At 60.8% G+C, this 18128-nt stretch carries 13 protein-coding genes; all 13 read left to right on the top strand.

Going from position 1 to position 18128, the window contains the following annotated elements:
* Positions 1–13: 13 nt before the first annotated feature.
* Positions 14–799, top strand: coding sequence for a flagellar basal-body rod protein FlgG (gene flgG, locus ACMYUN_RS07135; protein ID WP_016771111.1), 786 nt, complete (start codon positions 14–16; stop codon positions 797–799).
* 51 nt (positions 800–850) lie between these two features.
* Positions 851–1546, top strand: coding sequence for a flagellar basal body L-ring protein FlgH (gene flgH / locus ACMYUN_RS07130; protein ID WP_039761113.1), 696 nt, complete (start codon positions 851–853; stop codon positions 1544–1546).
* 27 nt (positions 1547–1573) lie between these two features.
* Positions 1574–2662 (top strand): flagellar basal body P-ring protein FlgI, encoded by a 1089-nt coding sequence (locus tag ACMYUN_RS07125; RefSeq protein ID WP_052269122.1) that lies wholly within the window; start codon positions 1574–1576, stop codon positions 2660–2662.
* Positions 2663–2673: 11 nt separating this feature from the next.
* Complete coding sequence (flgJ, locus tag ACMYUN_RS07120; RefSeq protein ID WP_129999012.1) at positions 2674–3990, top strand: flagellar assembly peptidoglycan hydrolase FlgJ; 1317 nt, start codon at positions 2674–2676, stop codon at positions 3988–3990.
* A 25-nt stretch (positions 3991–4015) separates the two neighbouring features.
* Complete coding sequence (gene flgK, locus ACMYUN_RS07115) at positions 4016–6061, top strand: flagellar hook-associated protein FlgK (protein ID WP_073472814.1); 2046 nt, start codon at positions 4016–4018, stop codon at positions 6059–6061.
* Between the two features lie 13 nt (positions 6062–6074).
* Positions 6075–7643, top strand: a complete 1569-nt coding sequence (locus tag ACMYUN_RS07110) for a flagellar hook-associated protein 3 (RefSeq protein WP_039761124.1) — start codon at positions 6075–6077, stop codon at positions 7641–7643.
* Positions 7644–7752: 109 nt separating this feature from the next.
* Positions 7753–11340, top strand: coding sequence for a glycosyltransferase (locus tag ACMYUN_RS07105; protein WP_415763337.1), 3588 nt, complete (start codon positions 7753–7755; stop codon positions 11338–11340).
* 154 nt (positions 11341–11494) lie between these two features.
* Positions 11495–13429: a calcium-binding protein gene (locus tag ACMYUN_RS07100; protein WP_415763336.1), complete on the top strand. Its 1935-nt coding sequence runs from the start codon at positions 11495–11497 to the stop codon at positions 13427–13429.
* Between the two features lie 372 nt (positions 13430–13801).
* A complete protein-coding gene (rfbF, locus tag ACMYUN_RS07095; protein WP_039761130.1) occupies positions 13802–14575 on the top strand; it encodes a glucose-1-phosphate cytidylyltransferase in 774 nt (257 codons plus the stop codon).
* On the top strand, positions 14557–15639 hold the full coding sequence (rfbG, locus tag ACMYUN_RS07090; protein ID WP_039761132.1) for a CDP-glucose 4,6-dehydratase: 1083 nt from the start codon (positions 14557–14559) through the stop codon (positions 15637–15639). Before rfbF ends, rfbG begins: the two co-directional genes overlap by 19 nt.
* Positions 15636–16196: a dTDP-4-dehydrorhamnose 3,5-epimerase gene (rfbC, locus tag ACMYUN_RS07085; protein WP_324174741.1), complete on the top strand. Its 561-nt coding sequence runs from the start codon at positions 15636–15638 to the stop codon at positions 16194–16196. Before rfbG ends, rfbC begins: the two co-directional genes overlap by 4 nt.
* Complete coding sequence (locus ACMYUN_RS07080; RefSeq protein WP_415763335.1) at positions 16193–17065, top strand: NAD-dependent epimerase/dehydratase family protein; 873 nt, start codon at positions 16193–16195, stop codon at positions 17063–17065. Before rfbC ends, ACMYUN_RS07080 begins: the two co-directional genes overlap by 4 nt.
* Positions 17055–18125, top strand: coding sequence for a class I SAM-dependent methyltransferase (locus ACMYUN_RS07075; RefSeq protein WP_415763334.1), 1071 nt, complete (start codon positions 17055–17057; stop codon positions 18123–18125). Before ACMYUN_RS07080 ends, ACMYUN_RS07075 begins: the two co-directional genes overlap by 11 nt.
* Positions 18126–18128: the final 3 nt, after the last annotated feature.

The raw sequence follows: 18128 nt of genomic DNA, 5'->3' as shown, positions 1-18128 counted from the left end.
CGAGGAGAATCGAATGCTTCCGGCTCTATGGGTTGCCAAAACCGGCCTGTCCGCCCAGGACACCAACCTGACCACCATTTCCAACAACCTGGCGAACGTTTCGACCACGGGTTTCAAACGTGACCGTGCAGAGTTCCAGGACCTGCTCTATCAGATCAAGCGTCAGCCAGGCGCCCAGTCGACCCAGGACAGCGAACTGCCGTCGGGTCTGCAAGTGGGTACCGGTGTGCGCATCGTCGGCACGCAGAAAAACTTCACCGCCGGCAGCCTGCAAACCACCGAGCAGCCGCTGGACATGGCCATCGACGGTCGCGGTTTCTTCCAGATCCTGCAGCCGGACGGCACCACGTCCTACACCCGTGACGGTACTTTTCACCTCGACTCCAATGGCCAGATCGTCAATGCCAGCGGTTTCGCTCTGGAACCGGCGATCATCATCCCGAACGATGCGCAGACCTTCACTGTCGGCCGCGACGGTACCGTGTCGATCACCATCGCCGGCAACCCGGCCTCGCAAGTGATCGGCAACCTGCAGACCGCCGACTTCATCAACCCGGCCGGCCTGCAAGCCGTGGGCAACAACCTGTTCCTGGAAACCGCGGCTTCCGGCGCGCCTCAGATCGGCACCCCGGGCCTGAACGGTTTCGGTACCACGCTGCAGAACACCCTGGAAACGTCCAACGTCAGCACCGTTGAAGAGATGGTCAACATGATCACCACTCAACGCGCCTACGAGATGAACTCCAAGGTGATCTCCACCGCCGACCAGATGCTCTCGTTCGTAACGCAGAATCTGTAATCCAGTCTTTGGGGCGGCCTGAGGTCGCCAGCAACACCGTGAGGTAGGGTCATGAAGCGCTTTGTATCTGTTCTGGCATTGAGTGGGGTCGTCTCGCTCGCGGGCTGCGTCGCCCCGACGCCCAGGCCCAACGACCCTTACTACGCTCCGGTGTTGCCGCGCACGCCGTTGCCGGCGGCCGCCAACAACGGCTCGATCTATCAGGCCGGCTTCGAGCAGAACCTGTACAGCGACCGCAAGGCGTTCCGGGTCGGTGACATCATCACCATCACCCTGAACGAGCGCACCCAGGCGAGCAAGAATGCCAACTCGCAGATGGACAAGAACAGCGACAACAAGATCGGGCTGACTTCGCTGTTCGGCTCCAGCCTGACCACCAACAACCCGATCGGTAGCAACGACCTGAGCCTGAACGCCGGCTACAGCGCCGACCGTTCGACCAAGGGCGACGCCAAGTCGGGGCAGAGCAACAGCCTGACCGGCTCGATCACCGTGACCGTGGCCGACGTGCTGCCCAACGGCATCATTGCCGTGCGTGGCGAGAAGTGGCTGACGCTCAATACCGGTGACGAGCTGGTGCGCATCGCCGGCATGGTCCGCGCCGATGACATCGCGACCGACAACACCGTGTCGTCGACCCGTGTCGCCGATGCGCGTATCACCTATTCGGGTACCGGCGCGTTTGCCGACACGAGTCAGCCAGGCTGGTTCGACCGCTTCTTCCTCAGCCCGCTGTTCCCTTTCTAGGTGGCTACGTTGAATCTGAAAAGCCTCATGCTGGCCGCATTGTTGTTGCCGGTTGCCTTCACTGCACATGCCGAGCGGCTGAAAGACATCGCCAGCATTTCCGGCGTGCGCTCCAACCAGTTGATCGGTTACGGCCTGGTGGTCGGGCTTAACGGTACCGGCGACCAGACGACGCAGACCCCGTTCACCCTGCAGACTTTCAACAACATGCTCTCGCAGTTCGGCATCAAGGTGCCGCCGGGATCGGGCAACGTGCAGTTGAAGAACGTCGCGGCGGTGTCGGTGAGTGCTGATCTGCCAGCGTTTGCGAAACCGGGTCAGCAGGTCGACATCACCGTTTCGTCGATCGGTAACTCCAAGAGCCTGCGCGGCGGCACTTTGTTGCTGACGCCACTCAAGGGTATCGACGGCAACGTCTATGCAATCGCTCAGGGCAACCTCGTGGTTGGCGGTTTCGACGCTGAAGGCCGTGACGGTTCGAAGATTACTGTCAACGTTCCGTCGGCGGGGCGCATCCCTGGCGGTGCCTCGGTTGAGCGTTCGGTGCCGAGCGGTTTCAACCAGGGCAACAGCCTGACGCTGAACCTCAACCGCTCCGACTTCACCACCGCCAAGCGCATCGTCGACAAGATCAACGACATGCTCGGCCCTGGCGTCGCACAAGCCATTGATGGCGGTTCGATCCGTGTGACTGCACCGCTCGATCCGAGCCAGCGTGTCGACTACCTGTCGATCCTGGAAAACCTTGAAGTCGATCCGGGCCAGGCCGTCGCCAAAGTCATCATCAACTCGCGCACCGGCACCATCGTCATCGGCCAGAACGTGAAAGTGTCGCCGGCCGCTGTCACCCACGGCAGCCTGACCGTGACCATCACCGAAGACCCGATCGTCAGCCAGCCGGGCCCGCTGTCCAACGGCCAGACTGCCGTCGTGCCGCGCTCGCGAGTGAATGCCGAACAGGAAGCCAAACCGATGTTCAAGTTCGGCCCGGGCACCACCCTCGACGAGATCGTCCGTGCGGTGAACCAGGTCGGCGCGGCACCGGGTGACCTGATGGCAATTCTTGAAGCTCTGAAGCAGGCCGGCGCTTTGCAAGCCGACCTGATCGTGATCTGAGGCCGGCCCCCATGGATATGCGCAAAAGCGGTCTGGTCAGCAGCAGCGATTCGGGGTCCTACTCGGACCTCAATCGTCTGAATCAGCTCAAGGTCGGCGACAAGAACAGCGACGAAAACATGCGCAAGGTGGCGCAGGAATTCGAGTCGCTGTTCCTCGGCGAAATGCTCAAGTCGATGCGTTCGGCCACCGAAGCGCTCGGCCAGGACAATCCGCTGAACACACCGGCGGCCAAGCAGTATCAGGAAATGTACGACCAGCAACTGGCGGTTTCCATGTCCCGCGAGGGCGGTGGTATCGGCCTGGCCGACGTGCTGATCCGGCAGATGTCGAAGAACAAACCGATGGCTCCGGGTGAGGCTGCCGCCGCGTCCGCCGCAAAGCAGCAGGAAGCGCTGGCCAAGGCCGCCGCCGTGCCGACGCCGATTGCCGCCGGCACCGTCGCCACCGGTCCGCTGTCCCGCGTCAACGGCGAGCGTCCGTTGTGGGCATCGCGCTCGGTGCATGCGCCGAACAACACCGATATTTCCCATCGCAACGACATGGCGCTGATCAATCAGCGGCGTCTGGCGCTGCCGCCGAAACTGGCCGATCGCTTGCTCGCCGGCCTGGTGCCGTCGGCGCCGAGCGTGGCCACTGCGACCACTGCAGCAGCGGCGACCAACGCCTTGCCGCAACGGGCTGCGACAACCGCCGTCAGCGGTTCCGGCGCGTTGTACAACGGCGACTGGCTGGCCCGTGCCGAAGAGCAGAAAGCTGCCGGCGGGCAGATGCAGGTCTACGGCCGCGCCATGGCGCAGATTCCGCTGGCACCGGCGAAAAAAGCCTTCAGTTCCGCCGACGAATTCGTCAACACCATGCTACCGATGGCCAAGGAAGCTGCCGACCGCATCGGCGTCGATCCGCGTTATCTGGTGGCGCAAGCGGCACTGGAAACCGGTTGGGGCAAATCGGTCATGCGCGCTCAGGATGGCAGCAGCAGCCACAACCTGTTCGGCATCAAGGCGAGCAGCAACTGGAAGGGCGATTCGGCCCGCGCGATCACCAGCGAGTTCCGCAATGGCGCGATGGTCAAGGAGACGGCCGAGTTCCGTTCCTATGCCTCGTACAAGGACAGCTTCCACGATCTGGTGACGTTGCTGCAGAGCAACAATCGCTATCAAGAAGTGCTGAAGTCGGCCGATAACCCAGAACAGTTTGTACGCGAGTTGCAGAAGGCCGGTTACGCCACCGACCCGAACTACGCGACGAAGATTTCGCAAATTGCCAAGCAGATGAACAGTTTTGAAAACTACGCTGCGGCGGGTGTCTCCACCACGCCTTTATAAGGCACCAGGTAATAAGGTCTGAACCATGAGTTTGCTCAATATCGGGATGTCGGGACTGTCGGCCAGCCAGTCCTCTCTGGCTACGACAGGCAACAACATTGCCAACGTCGACACCGCCGGTTATTCACGTCAGCAAACCGTGCAGGGCACCAAGTCCTCGCAGCAGTACGGCAGCGTTTTCATCGGCACGGGCACGACCCTGGCCGACGTGCGCCGGGTGTACAACTCGTACCTGGAATCGCAGCTGCACACCGCGACTTCGCTGGACAGCGAATCGGCCGCGTTCCTCAAGCAGGCGACGCCGCTGGACGCCATGCTTTCGGACACCAACACCGGCCTGACCGGTGTGCTGCAGAAATTCTTCACCTCGATGCAGGGCGTATCGACGTCGGCCACCGATGACACTTCGCGTCAGTCGGTGCTGACCGGTGCGCAGGCGCTGACCAGCCGTTTCAATACCCTGGCCAAGCAGCTCAACGATCAGAACACCACGATCAACGGCAGCCTCGGCGACATGACCGCCCAGGTGAACAAGCTCGCCACGGCGATCGCCAATCTCAACCAGAAGATCGGCGAAATCTCCACCAGTGGCGGGGCGCCGAACGACCTGCTCGACAGCCGTAACGAAGCCGTGCGTCAGCTCTCCGAACTGACCGGTGCCCAGGTCGTCGAGCGCGGCACCAGCTTCGACATCTATGTCGGCAGCGGCCAGCCGCTGGTCATCGGCAATACCACCAACAGCCTGAGCATGGTCGCGAGCAAGACCGACCCGTCGCGCATGTCGATCCAGATGGATCGCGGTTCGAGCACCATCGACATCACTTCGGTGATCAGCGGTGGCGAAATCGGCGGTCTGCTGACTTATCGCAAGGAAGTCCTCGACCCGTCGCTCAACGAGCTCGGTCGCGTCGCTCTGGTGATTGCCGATCAGATCAACAGCCAGCAAGCCCAGGGCATCGACAAGAACGGTGACTTCGGCGCGGCGATTTTCAACAACATCAACAGTGCCGCCCTGATCAGTCAGCGCAGCATTGCGAAGGATGGCAACAGCGCCGGTTCGGGCAACCTCGATGTGACCATCAAGGACACCGGCAAGCTGACCACCAGCGATTATCAGGTGACCTTCACCAGTGCCACCGATTACACCGTCAAACGTTCCGACGGCACCGATCTGGGCGCATTCAGCACCACGACCAATCCGCCGCCAGTGATCGACGGTTTCACCCTGGCCTTGAATGGCGGCGCGCTGAGCGCGGGTGACTCGTTCAAAATCACGCCGACCCGCAACGCGGCGGCGAGCATTCAGACGGTCCTGACCGATCCGAAGAAAATCGCTGCGGCCGGTCCGCTCACCGGCGTCGCCAGCGCCAACGGTCTGGGCACTTACACCCAGCCGACGCTCAGCGACAAGATCGACATCTACAACCCGACCGCCCAGGCTGACATGCAGGCGGCGCTGAAGAATTCGACGCCGGTCAAACTGGTGTTCGGCGCAGCCAGCGGCGGCAGCCAATCGTACAATCTGGTCGACGCCAAGGGCGCGACCATCGGCACCGGCACCATCGTGCCCGGCCAGTCGAACACGCTGAACCTGAAAGTCGGCATCGTCGACGCCAGCGGCAACCCGGTGATGGACACTACGGTCACGCCGAACGTGCAGAAGACCTTCACCGTGCAGACCACCGTGGGCGGCACGCCGAAATCCGGCGAGACCTTCACCATGAACCTGACCGGCGCGGCGTCTTCGGACAACCGCAACGCCCAGGCACTGGTCGCATTGCAAACCAAACAGACCGTGGACACCGGTTCGGCTAGCAAGGGCATCAGCCTGACCGACGCCTATAACACCCTGGTGACCAACGTCGGTACCAAGACCGCCCAAGGCAAGTCCGACAGCGCCGCGACCACGGCGATTCTGGAGAACGCCAAGGGTGCCCGCGATTCGCTTTCCGGGGTCAACCTGGACGAAGAAACCGGCAACCTGGTCAAGTACCAGCAGTACTACACAGCGTCTTCGCAGATCATCAAAGCTGCGCAGGAAACTTTCGCCACGCTGATCAACAGCCTTTAAGGAGTCGTAATTCATGCGCATTTCCACCGCCCAGTATTACGGAACGCAAGCTTCGGATTATCAGCGTAACTTCAACAAGGCTGTCGCCACCGCGAGCGAGGCGAGCAGCCTGCAACGCATCAACACTGCCGCCGATGATCCGATCGGTGCCGGGCGTCTGCTGCAGCTGGGCCAGCAGGCAGCGATGCTCGATCAGTACAAGACCAACGTTAACACCACCAAAAGTGCGTTGAACGTGCAGGAGTCCACGCTGGATTCGATCACCACGGCGTTGGCACGGGCCAAGGAACTTGCGCTGGCCGCGAACAACGGCACGATCACCGACAAGGACCGCCAGGCTTACGCCTCGGAGATGGGCGAGATCCAGCAACAAGTGCTGGGCCTGATGAACGCCAAGGATGCCAACGGCAACTACCTGTTCTCCGGTTCGAAAACCGATACCGCACCGTACTCGAAGAATTCTGACGGCACGTTCAGCTACAACGGTGACCAGACCACTATTGATCTGGGCATCGGCGACGGCATGACCGTAGGTACCAACACCACTGGTTGGGATGCGTTTCAGCAGACCATCAACACCGGCCGCACCAACACCAAAATGACTGCACCAGCCGTGGATGACGGCCGTGTCGTGCTGTCCAACGGCACCGTCGGCACTGCCGCCACCTACGACGCCAAGTTCACTGCCGGGCAGCCGTACACCATCGATTTCGTCAGCAGCACCCAGCTGAAGATCACCGATGCTTTGGGCAACGACGTGACCGCCGAGGCCAGCCAAAATGGCCTGATCAGCAACAGCAGCGGCGCCAATCAGACCGTCAGTTTCCGCGGCGTCGACCTCAAGCTGAACGTCAACCTGAAGGCCGGCGATACCAATCCGGACGCCGTTATCGCAGGGCACAGCTTCCAGCTGTCGGCCTCGCCGGACTCGTTCACCACCACGCGTAATCCGGGTAACCCGTCGACCAGCGTGATCACTGGTTCGACCATCACCGATCAGGCAGCCTACACCGCAGCTTTCCCGCAGGGCGGCGCGGTGCTCAAGTTCACCAGCGCCACCGATTTCGATCTGTATGCCGCGCCAGTGACCGCCGACAGCAAGCCGGTTTCCTCGGGCACGGTGGCCGGCGGTAACGCCACCGCTGCCGGTGTGACCTTCGCGCTGGGCAACACGCCGGCTGCAGGTGACCAGTTCTCGATCCAGCCGAACAATCACCAGACCCAGAACGTGCTCGACACACTGGGCCAGATGATCACCGCGCTGAACACGCCGGTTGACGGCGACCCGGTTGCCAAGCAGAAATTGCAGGGCGCAATGGAGGCGGGCCTCGGCAACATCGACGCTGCCGCCAATCAGATCGGCACCGCAGTCACCACCATTGGTGCGCGCGGCCAGGCCCTGGACATGCAGGCCATCACCAACGACAGCCTGACCACGGCGAACAGCACGACCCAGGGTTCGATCCGTGATTCCGATCCGGCAGAAGTCATGACCCGTCTGACCCTGCAACAGACCATGCTGCAAGCCGCGCAACTGGCGTTCAGCAAGATCAGTCAGTTGGGTCTGTTCAACAAGATCTGATGATTGGCGGGCGCGAGCGCGCCCGCCAACGTTGTGCCTCTGTTAATGATTTTTTGCGGTATCAAGGGCTCGTTTTTGCGAGCGGGCTCGTACCGCCTGTGAGCCCGCCGTGAATTCACTTCCTCTCGTCAGCATTGCCATCCCTGCGTTCAATCCGCGCTTTTTCGAGCGCACGCTGAACAGTGCCGTCAGCCAGACTTACAGCAATCTCGACATCGTCGTGTGCGATGACAGTCGTGGTGACGAGATCAAGGACATCGTCAGCCTGGTCATGGAGCAAACCGGGGCCCAGGTGCGCTACGTTCGCAATCCACAGACGCTGGGGCTGGTGGGCAACCTGAAAGCCTGCCTCGAACAGGCGCGCGGCGAGTTCATCAAATTCCTGTGTGACGATGACCTGCTCTATTCGGCCTGCATCGAACAGCAAGCCCATGAGTTACAGCGCGAAGAAGTCAGTCTGGTGATCGCTCAGCGGCTGCTGTGGGACGCCAACGACATCATTCTGCCGGCCCGTTTGGAAAACAGCTCGCTATCACCTGTGAGCGCCTTGCTCAAAGGCGACGATGTGCTGAGCATTTTCGAAAAATTCCCGGTCAATGTCCTCGGCGGTTTCAGCAGTGCGTTGTTCCGGCGTGCCGATGTCGCCGAACTGTTGCCCGCTCTGACTGAAGCAGGTGCATGCTTCGTCGCGACCCTGGATTTTGCCTTGTACGTGTGTCTGTTGCGGCGCGGCAACATGGTGACGTCGAACAATGTCCTGAGCGCCGAGCGACTTTACCCTGAGCGCCTGAGCGCGCAGCAACCGATGAAGGATGCTGCCGAGGTTGAACGCGAGTGGCTTTCGCAAATGCTCAAAGTACGCAGCGGCGAGTCGGCGCCCGCCAAGGGCTGGGTTCGCTACGTGCAACTGACCAGGGCCGACGAGTCGCCTCGCGTTTGGGAAGAACTGCCGCTTAGCCGTACCCTTGGTACCAAGCAAAGCCGCCAGGAACTGGGCGTGGGTGTCGACAGCTTCAGTTTCGGCGAGCTCTATGCGCAGTGGCTGGCGTGTCGGGTGCTGACCGATACGCAGCGCCAATGGCTGCCGGAAACCCTTGCTGGCTGGCCGCAGCAGCCGAGGATCGTGCCGATCATCATCGATGCACAGGGTAGCCGCGACGGTCTCGAGCGCACCCTGCAAGCGCTCGCTGCACAGGACTACCCACCGGAGCTGGTGCTGGTACTGTCCGTAGCCTGTACCGAAGCAGTGTTGCAGGATCGGGTGTTCCACATGCCGTTGCAGGATGACGGTCTGGAGCAGATCAATGCGCTGTTGCCGCAACTCGAAGGCGCCGACTGGTTCTATCTGCTGCAACCGGGAGATCGCCCGGTGGCACCGGCGTTGCTGGTGATGGCCGATCGCATCGCGCATTCGCGGTCGCTGACGTGTCTGTACAGTGATGAAGGCAGCGTGCGCGACGGTGAATCGGCGGAACCGGCGTTCAAGCCGGACTTCAACCTCGACCTCATGCGCAGTTATCCGTACGTCGGCCGAGCGCTGGCATTCCAGCGCGAACGCTTCCTCGTCCTCGGTGGATTTGCGCCAACGTTCGCCGAACTGGCGCCACACGACATGCTCTGGCGGATGGTCGAAAGCGATGGCCTGCAGGTTGTCGGTCATATCGCCGAGGTATTGCTGGAGTCGAAATTCGACCTGTCGCAATGGCTCACCGAGCCTGGCGTGGTGGAGCAAAGTCCGCGAATTCTCGAGGCGCACCTGCAGCGCCTCGGCATTGCTCATGAAATCCGCCAGAACGGGCTGCTCAATCGTGTCGACTACCGTCACGCGCAGCGCCCTCTGGTGTCGGTGATCATCGTCACTCAGGACCAGACTGCCGCCTTGCAGCGTTGTGTCGAAACGCTGCTGGAGAAAACCGCCTACACCGAGTACGAATTGCTCCTGGTCGACAACGGCAGCGAAAGCGCCGAAGCGCTGGCCTGGCTGGACGGCATGGCGCAGTTGGGCAGCGACCGGATTCGCGTGCTGCGGTATGCGCAAAAGGGCGATGCCGCCGCTGTGCACAACTTCGCCGCGCGCCAGGCGCGCGGTGAGTACGTGCTGATGCTTAACGCCTTTGCGGTAATCACCCAGGCCGACTGGCTCGATGAGCTGCTCAATCATGCACAACGCCCTGAAGTCGGGGTGGTGGGCGCCAAGCTGTTCAACCCGGACGGTGGCGTGCTGCACGCCGGTCTCATCCTGGGGCTGAATGGGCCGGCGGGACTGCCGTTCTACGGCCAGCCGATGCAGTCGGACGGGTATATGCACCGACTGCAAGCTGTGCATGATCTGAGCGCGGTCGGTGGCGACTGCCTGATGATTCGCAAATCGGTATTCGAAGCGGCCGGCGGTCTTGATGAGCAGGATTTCAAGCAAACGCTCAGTGTCGTGGATCTGTGCCTGCGCATTGGCCGCGACGGTTATCTGGTGGTGATGAACCCGCACGCCGTGCTGGCGGTGGGTACGCAGCCAGTTATCGCGGCGACGGAGCAAGAGCAAGCGCAGCACGCCGAGGAGAAGGACACCTTCTATCAACGCTGGCTGCCACTGGTTGCGCGCGACCCGGCCTATAACGTCAACCTGACGTTGCAGGGCGTTGGCGCCAGCAACTTCAGCCTTGAACCGGGCCTGCGTACTGGCTGGAGCGCGTTCTCCAAGGCGCAACTGCCGAACGTGCTCGCGGTTCCGATCAACGCTTCAGCCATCGGTCACTATCGCATGAGCCAGCCGATGATCGAACTGGAAGCGGCCAACCGCGTGGAAGGGCGCATCTGTTACGGCTTGCCGTCGATCATCGATATCCAGCGGCAGGCGCCCGATGTGATTGTCCTGCAGGGGCGCTACTCAGAGCACGCCATTGATGAGATCCCGCCGCTGAAGAAGTTCTTCAATGCCCGACGGATTTTCGAACTCGACGACTATGTCATCGACGTTCCCCATCGCAATGCACATATCCGCAACATGCCGGGCAAGTCGGACATGGAGCGAATGGTGCGCCGAGCGATCGGCCTGTGCGATCGCGTGGTCGTTTCAACCGCGCCGCTGGCCAACGCGCTGTCGGACATGCACCACGACATACGCGTGGTGCCGAACATGTTGGCTCAGGACTTGTGGGGACACCTGCGCAGCCAGCGTCGCACCTCGAAAAAGCCCCGTGTCGGCTGGGGGGGCGGGACCAGTCACCACGGCGATCTGGCCGTGATCGCCGACGTGGTGCGTGAATTGGCCAACGAAGTGGACTGGGTTTTCTTCGGCATGTGCCCGGATGATTTGCTGCCGTACATGCATGAGTTTCACGGAGTGATCCCGCTGGATGTCTATCCGGCAAAACTGGCCAGCCTGAACCTCGATCTGGCGCTGGCACCGCTGGAGTTCCACATCTTCAACGACTGCAAGAGCAATCTGCGGCTGCTCGAGTATGGCGCCTGCGGTTTTCCGGTGGTCTGCACCGATACCGAGGCCTATCGCGGCTACTTGCCGTGCACGCGGGTCAAGACCAACACGACCGATGAGTGGCTGCAAGCGATCCGCATGCATCTGGCTGATCCGGATGCCAGCTATCGCATGGGCGATGAATTGCGTGAAGTGGTGCTGCGAGACTATGTTCTGCGCGGCGATAACTTGCGCCATTGGGAGTATGGCTGGCTGGCGGATTGAATTGCCCGCAAGGCTTCATTGAAAGGCGATCTCTCGGGTCGCCTTTTTCACAGGTTCATTGATTTGTTTGAGTCGATCAGCGAGGGAATGCGCTCCGGACAGGCAACGCCCGCACTGACAGATCCGGTTTCAACAACCACGCAAGGAAGATGTAATGACAATTGTGAATGGAACGAGTGAAGCGGATGTCCTGCTGGGCACCGACAGCAATGACCAACTCTATGGACTGGAGGCGGATGATGTCCTGCTGGCAAGTACGGGATCGGATGAGCTTGATGGCGGTGACGGCTTCGACACCGCGATTTACTACGCAATACCCTCTGGAATCAACGTCGAACTGGCCGATGGTGCGACCACCGTCACCGGCCCCGACGGCAAGCTCGATACGCTGATATCCGTTGAGAAGATCGTCGGCACCTTTTCCAACGATACGTTCAGCAGTTCGGTAGCCGGCGTGACGCTGGAAGGCAGCAGCGGTGACGATGTCTACATCGTCAGCGCCGAAGACGTGACCATCGTCGAGGAAGACTGGGGTGGCTATGACGAACTGCGCACCAGCCTCAACAGCATCAAGATGGCTGGCTTCGTCGAGAAGCTGACCTTCACGGGTACCGGTGATTTCAAGGCTTACGGCAGCGACACCGACAACGAGATCATCGCGGGTGCCGGTAACGACTGGCTGTGGGGTGGTGATGGTGCCGATCATTTCTTCGGGGGAGACGGTTACGACACCGTCAGCTACAGCGACAGCCTTGAAGGGGTGCGAGTCGAAGACTTCGCCAACTACGACGGCCTGACCATCGCCTATGGCGATATGTTCACCGGCATCGAGGCGCTTCAGGGCTCGGGCTTCGATGATGTGATTTATCGTCACAAGGACTCGATGAACATCGATGGTGCGCAGGGCTACGACACTGTGAGTTACCGCTACGCCTTCGACGTGGCCAATGTCGTGATCGGCAATGGCAGCAACCTTGCAGGTGACACGCTGCTCAATGTGGAAGAGGTTATCGGTTCCTCCGGCGCCGATCGTTTTGTCGTCAACGCCAGTGGTGTGAAGGTGGCTGGTGGTATCGGTGATGACGTTTATACGATCAACAGCACCGGCGTGACTGTCGAAGAAGACGACAGCTTCATGGGTGGTACCGATCATGTGTACACCAGCCTGTCCGAGTTGAGGCTGAGTGCGTTCGTTGAGCGGTTGACCTATACCGGCAGCAGCGATTTCACCGGTTACGGCAATGACGGGGACAACACGATCGTTTCCGGGACCGGGAATGATGTGCTGCTGGGCGGGGCGGGGGCCGATAACTTTGAAGGTGGTGCGGGCCTCGACATCGTCAGCTATGACGACAGCGCTGAAGGCTTGAGCGCCTCGCTGAAATGGGGCACGCAGAGCGGTATCGCCTTCCATGACGTCTACATCGATATCGAAGGCCTGCGCGGCAGCCAGTTCAATGATGTTCTGGAAGGTGAGTGGGGCGACAACGTCCTTGAAGGCGGTGGTGGTGACGACCAGATTCAGGGTGGCGATGGCAACGATCACATCTACGGCGGTCTGGCGTCCGGTCTCGATGCAGCCGGGCAGTCCGACACCTTGTTCGGTGGCTCGGGCGATGACGTCATCATAGCTGCGCGCGATGGTCTGTTTACCTGGGTCAGTGGCGATGAAGGCAATGACAACATTACCCTCGGGCGAGGCGTGGCCTATGGTGGGCAGGGCAACGACGTGTTGATCTTCAACGGCGCCGGCCCGTCGGGCCTGGGCGGCAGCGGGTTTGGCGAGCAGGGCGATGATACCTATGTGGTGGACACGTCTGCCTTGGTGACCATCAAGGATGAAGGGCTGGATGCCAACGACACGCTGATTCTGAACACGATCGCTGACGCCAGTCAGTTGAGCGTGACCCGTGTGGGCGATGACATTTATCTGCACAGTGCCAATGATGATAGCAGTGGCGTGCCGGACAACGGTGTGCGGCTGGTGGACTGGTATGCGGGGTTTGCGACCATCGAGCATGTTCAGACGGCCGATGGTCAGATGTATGAGCTGCCGGTGGGTGGTGACGGGTTTGCGCTGTTCGGGTAGTTTTTGCGCATCGTTGAAGTAAGGGATGGGTCTTTGGATTCATCCCTTTTTTGTTTTTGGCCTTGGCGGCCTTTGGGCTGACCAGGCTCTCGGGGGTTGGTGAATATCCGTTTCTGCGGGTGTTGCTGTAAGAGCGAAACCGCCAGCGGCAGCACCCGCCATAACGGATAGGCCCCCAATCAAAATCTCATCCCCGTTCCCCACCGCCTCGACTCTGAGCTGGCGCGTTTCCTGCAAGTCCCCCTCAAATCGCCATAAAACGAGCGCTTGCGGTCATTGCACTCGCGCCCGGAACGGCAAAAGGTGTCGCCGCAAGGTCTGCAACGCTCAACGAAGCCATGCGCAGCCCGGTGAAGAACAAGAGGGGAGACGATGAAGGCAGTAATTTTGGCGGGTGGCCTCGGCACGCGGATCAGTGAAGAGTCGCACCTCAAGCCCAAGCCGATGATCGAGATCGGCGGCAAGCCAATTCTCTGGCACATCATGAAGCAGTATTCCGCCCATGGAATCCACGACTTCGTCATCTGCCTGGGCTACAAGGGCTATGCGATCAAGGACTTCTTCGCCAACTATTTCCTGCACACCTCCGACGTGACCTTCAACATGCGCGAGAACCGCATGGAGGTGCACCAGAATTACAGCGAGCCGTGGAGCGTCACGCTGGTCGACACCGGCGAAGAAACCATGACCGGTGGCCGGCTCTTGCGCACTGCGCCTTATCTCAAGGACGAGAAAGCCTTTTGTTTTACCTACGGCGACGGCGTCTCGGATATCGATATCGGCGCTCTGATCCGTTTTCATGAAGCGCACGGCAAGCTCGCGACCGTTACGGCCGTGCAGCCTCCAGGCCGTTACGGTGCGTTGCAACGCACCGGCCACCAAGTCATGGGCTTCACCGAGAAGCCGCGAGGTGACGGCGGCTGGATCAATGGCGGTTTTTTCGTCCTGTCACCGCAGGTGCTGCCTTACATCGCCGGCGATGCGACCAGTTGGGAAGCCGAGCCGTTGATGCAACTGGCTGAGTTGGAACAGCTGCATGCCTACGAACATTCGGGCTTCTGGCAGCCGATGGACACCCTGCGTGACAAGAACCATCTCGAAGCGCTGTGGCAGAGCGGGGAGGCCCCATGGAAGCAATGGGCCTGAGCGCGGATTTCTGGCGTGGCAAACGCGTTCTCGTTACCGGGCACACCGGTTTCAAAGGCAGCTGGCTGACCCTGTGGCTGCAAAGCCTTGGTGCGCAAGTCAGCGGTTTTTCTTTGGATCCGTCCACCGAGCCGAGCCTGTTCCAACTGGCGCGTGTACACGAGGGCATCAACGATCAACGCGGCGATCTGCGTGACCTCGGCGCCTTGCTGGAAATCATCGCCGAGACCGAGCCGGAAATAGTCCTGCATCTGGCGGCCCAGCCTCTGGTGCGCGAGGGCTATCGCGATCCACTCGGCACCTATTCAAGCAATGTCATGGGTACGCTGAACCTGCTCGAAGCGATTCGTCAGGTCGGCGGCGTGCGCGCCTGTGTGCTGGTGACCACCGACAAGGTCTACGCCAACAAGGAATGGCTGTGGCCGTACCGCGAAGACGAAGCCCTCGGTGGCCACGATCCTTACAGCAGCAGCAAGGCCTGCTGCGAATTGCTCGCGCAGTCCTACGCCGCGTCGTTCTTCCCGGCGGACAAACATGCCGAACACGGTCTGGCCTTGGCTACCGCACGCGCCGGCAATGTGCTGGGCGGCGGCGACTTCGCCCCGGAACGTCTGATTCCCGACGTATTGAAAGCCTGGACCGCCGACGAGCCAGTGACCCTGCGCTATCCGCAGGCCGTGCGCCCTTGGCAGCACGCGCTGGAGCCGCTGGCCGGATATCTGCAACTGGCCGCCGCCCTCTACGAAGAGGGCCCGGAATACGCCGGTGCGTGGAACTTCGGCCCTGGTGAGGCCGACATGTGCAGCGTCGGTGAAGTGGTCGAACTGCTTGCCAACCGCTGGCCGCAGGCCCGTGGTCTGCGCATCGAACCGAGTGAGCTGCACGAAGCCGGTCTGCTGCGTCTGGACAGCAGCCGCGCGCGGCAGGGGCTTGGATGGAAGCCGCGCTGGACGCTGGAACAATGCCTGACGCAGACCCTCGGCTGGCATCTGGCGTGGCAACACGGCGATGACATGCGCGCCGTTACCTTGAACCAATTGAATCTGTACAGAGAGCGTTCATGAGCGATTACACCCTGCAGAAAACGCCATTGGAGGGCCTGTACCTCATTGAGCAGAAAGTCTTCTGCGATGAGCGCGGGCGGTTCGCCCGGCTGTTCTGCCAGAGTCGTCTGACCGTCCAGGGACGTCCTTTTGCGATCCGCCAGATCAATCATTCGCGCACGTTGGGCCAAGGTAGCGTACGCGGTCTGCATTTTCAGAAAGCCGGTTACGCCGAATCCAAGCTGATCACTTGTGTGCGCGGCGCGGTCTGGGATGTGGCGGTCGACCTGCGGCCGCAATCGCCAACGTATTTGCAGTGGCATGCGCAAGAACTGCGCGCCGATGATGGCCTCAGTTTTTTGATTCCTGCCGGTTTTGCCCACGGCTTCCAGTCACTGACCGATGAATCGGAAGTGCTGTACCTCACCGATGCCGATTACGCACCGGAGCATGAAGCGGGTTTGTCGGCCCTTGATCCGGCACTGGCGATCTCATGGCCGCTGCCCGTCAAGAATTTGTCAGCCAAGGATTCCAGGCATCCGCTGCTCGACAAACAGTTTCAGGGAGTCGAGCTTTGACGGCGACCACCACCACTGTGCTGGTCACTGGCGCCACCGGCTTCGTCGGTCGCCACTTGGTCAGCGCTTTGCTTTCCAAAGGCTTCAAAGTGCGTGCGGTTGCGCGCACCCTCGACTCTGCTCGCAGTTTGCCGTGGTTCGCGCAGGTGGAATTTGTCGCCGCCGATCTGCATGCGCCAGACCTTGATGTCGAGCGCTTGGTTGATGGCGTGGATGTCGTCGCGCATCTGGCCTGGAGCGGATTGCCTAACTATCAGGCGCTGTTTCATTTCGAACGCAACCTGCCGGCCGATTACGCGTTTCTCAAGCGTGCGGTCGTGGCAGGGGTGAGCCAGGTGCTGGTCACCGGGACTTGCTTTGAATACGGCTTGCAAAGCGGCCGGTTGGCCGAGTCGGTCTTGCCCCAGCCTTGCACGCCTTACGGTCTGGCCAAGCACACCTTGCGCCTGTTCCTTGAAGCATTGCAGCGCGAGCAGGCGTTCACCCTGCAATGGGCGCGGTTGTTTTACCTTTATGGCGAAGGCCAGAACAGCAACAGCCTGCTGGCCAGCCTCGACCGCGCCATCGATGGCGGTGAGGCGCAGTTCAATATGTCGATGGGCGACCAGCTGCGTGATTATCTGCAGATTACCGAGGCGGCCGCGCAATTGGCTTCGTTGATCGGCCGGCCTGATGTCGACGGCGTCACCAACTGCTGCAGCGGCCAGGCGATTTCCGTACGCGCGCTGGTTGAACAGCGTGTCCGCGAACGCCAGTCAACGATCAAGTTGAACCTGGGCCATTACGGTTATTCCGCCCATGAGCCCATGGCGTTCTGGGGTGATGCTCAGCGAATCTCGCAACTGAAGGGGCAAGAACATGCTGCATGAGCTTTATCGCGCGACCGGACTGCCGGTATTGCAGAACCGCACGTTTTCCAGCGCCGAAGAGGCGCGGGCCTCAGGGGCGGCAGACATTGTGCTGGTACAGGACAGCCAGAGCGGGCTGATCTTCAACCAGGCCTTCGATGCCGACAAATTGAGCTATGACGCCGACTATCAGAACGAACAGGCGCACTCGGTGCAGTTTCAGGCGCACCTCAATGCCGTCGAAGCGATCCTCGCCCGGCACTTCAAGGGCCAGACCCTGATTGAGGTCGGCTGCGGCAAAGGTTATTTCCTTGAGATGCTGCGGGGCAAAGATTACGCCATTACCGGGATCGACCCTTCGTATGAAGGTGACAATCCTGACGTGATCAAGGCACCGTTCACCCGCGAGCTGGGGTTGGAAGCGGATGCGATTGTGTTGCGCCATGTGTTGGAGCACATCAGCGATCCGTTGGCATTTCTCGCGCAAATGGCTGCAGCCAATCAGGGCGGGCAGATTTATATCGAAGTGCCGTGCTTTGACTGGATCGTCGAGCACAATGCCTGGTTCGACGTGTTCTATGAGCACGTCAATTACTTCCGTCTCGCCGACTTGCGCGCAATGTTCGGCACCGTGCTCGAGGCCGGGCATCTGTTCGGTGGCCAATATCTGTACATCGTTGCCGATCTCTCGACGCTGCAACGGGCGCCGGTCGAGACGCCGTCGTTGCTGACGCTGTCGACCACCTTCACCGCCAGTCTTGATCGCGCCGTGCAGATCATTCAATCCGCGCCGGCACAGGGCTCGGCCATCTGGGGCGCTTCGTCCAAGGGCGTGATTTATTCATTGGCCTTGCAGCGCGCCGGTGTGGCGGTAGATCGCGTCGTTGACATCAACCCGGCCAAGCAGGGCCGTTACTTGCCCCTCAGTGGCGTGCGAGTGTCCTCGCCGCAAGAGGCCATGGATGCTCTGCCTGCAGGCGCCCATCTGTTTGTGATGAATTCCAACTACCTCGAAGAAATCAAGCGGATGACTGGCGCACGCTACGTCTATCACGCCGTCGACAGCGCTTCGTTTCAGTGACCC

The sequence above is a fragment of the Pseudomonas sp. CP4 genome, from assembly GCF_047758505.1.
Taxonomy (GTDB): Bacteria; Pseudomonadota; Gammaproteobacteria; order Pseudomonadales; family Pseudomonadaceae; genus Aquipseudomonas; species Aquipseudomonas fluorescens_AO.
The sequence above is the reverse complement of the archived record's forward strand: the minus strand, read 5'-3'. Positions and strand labels throughout refer to the sequence as shown.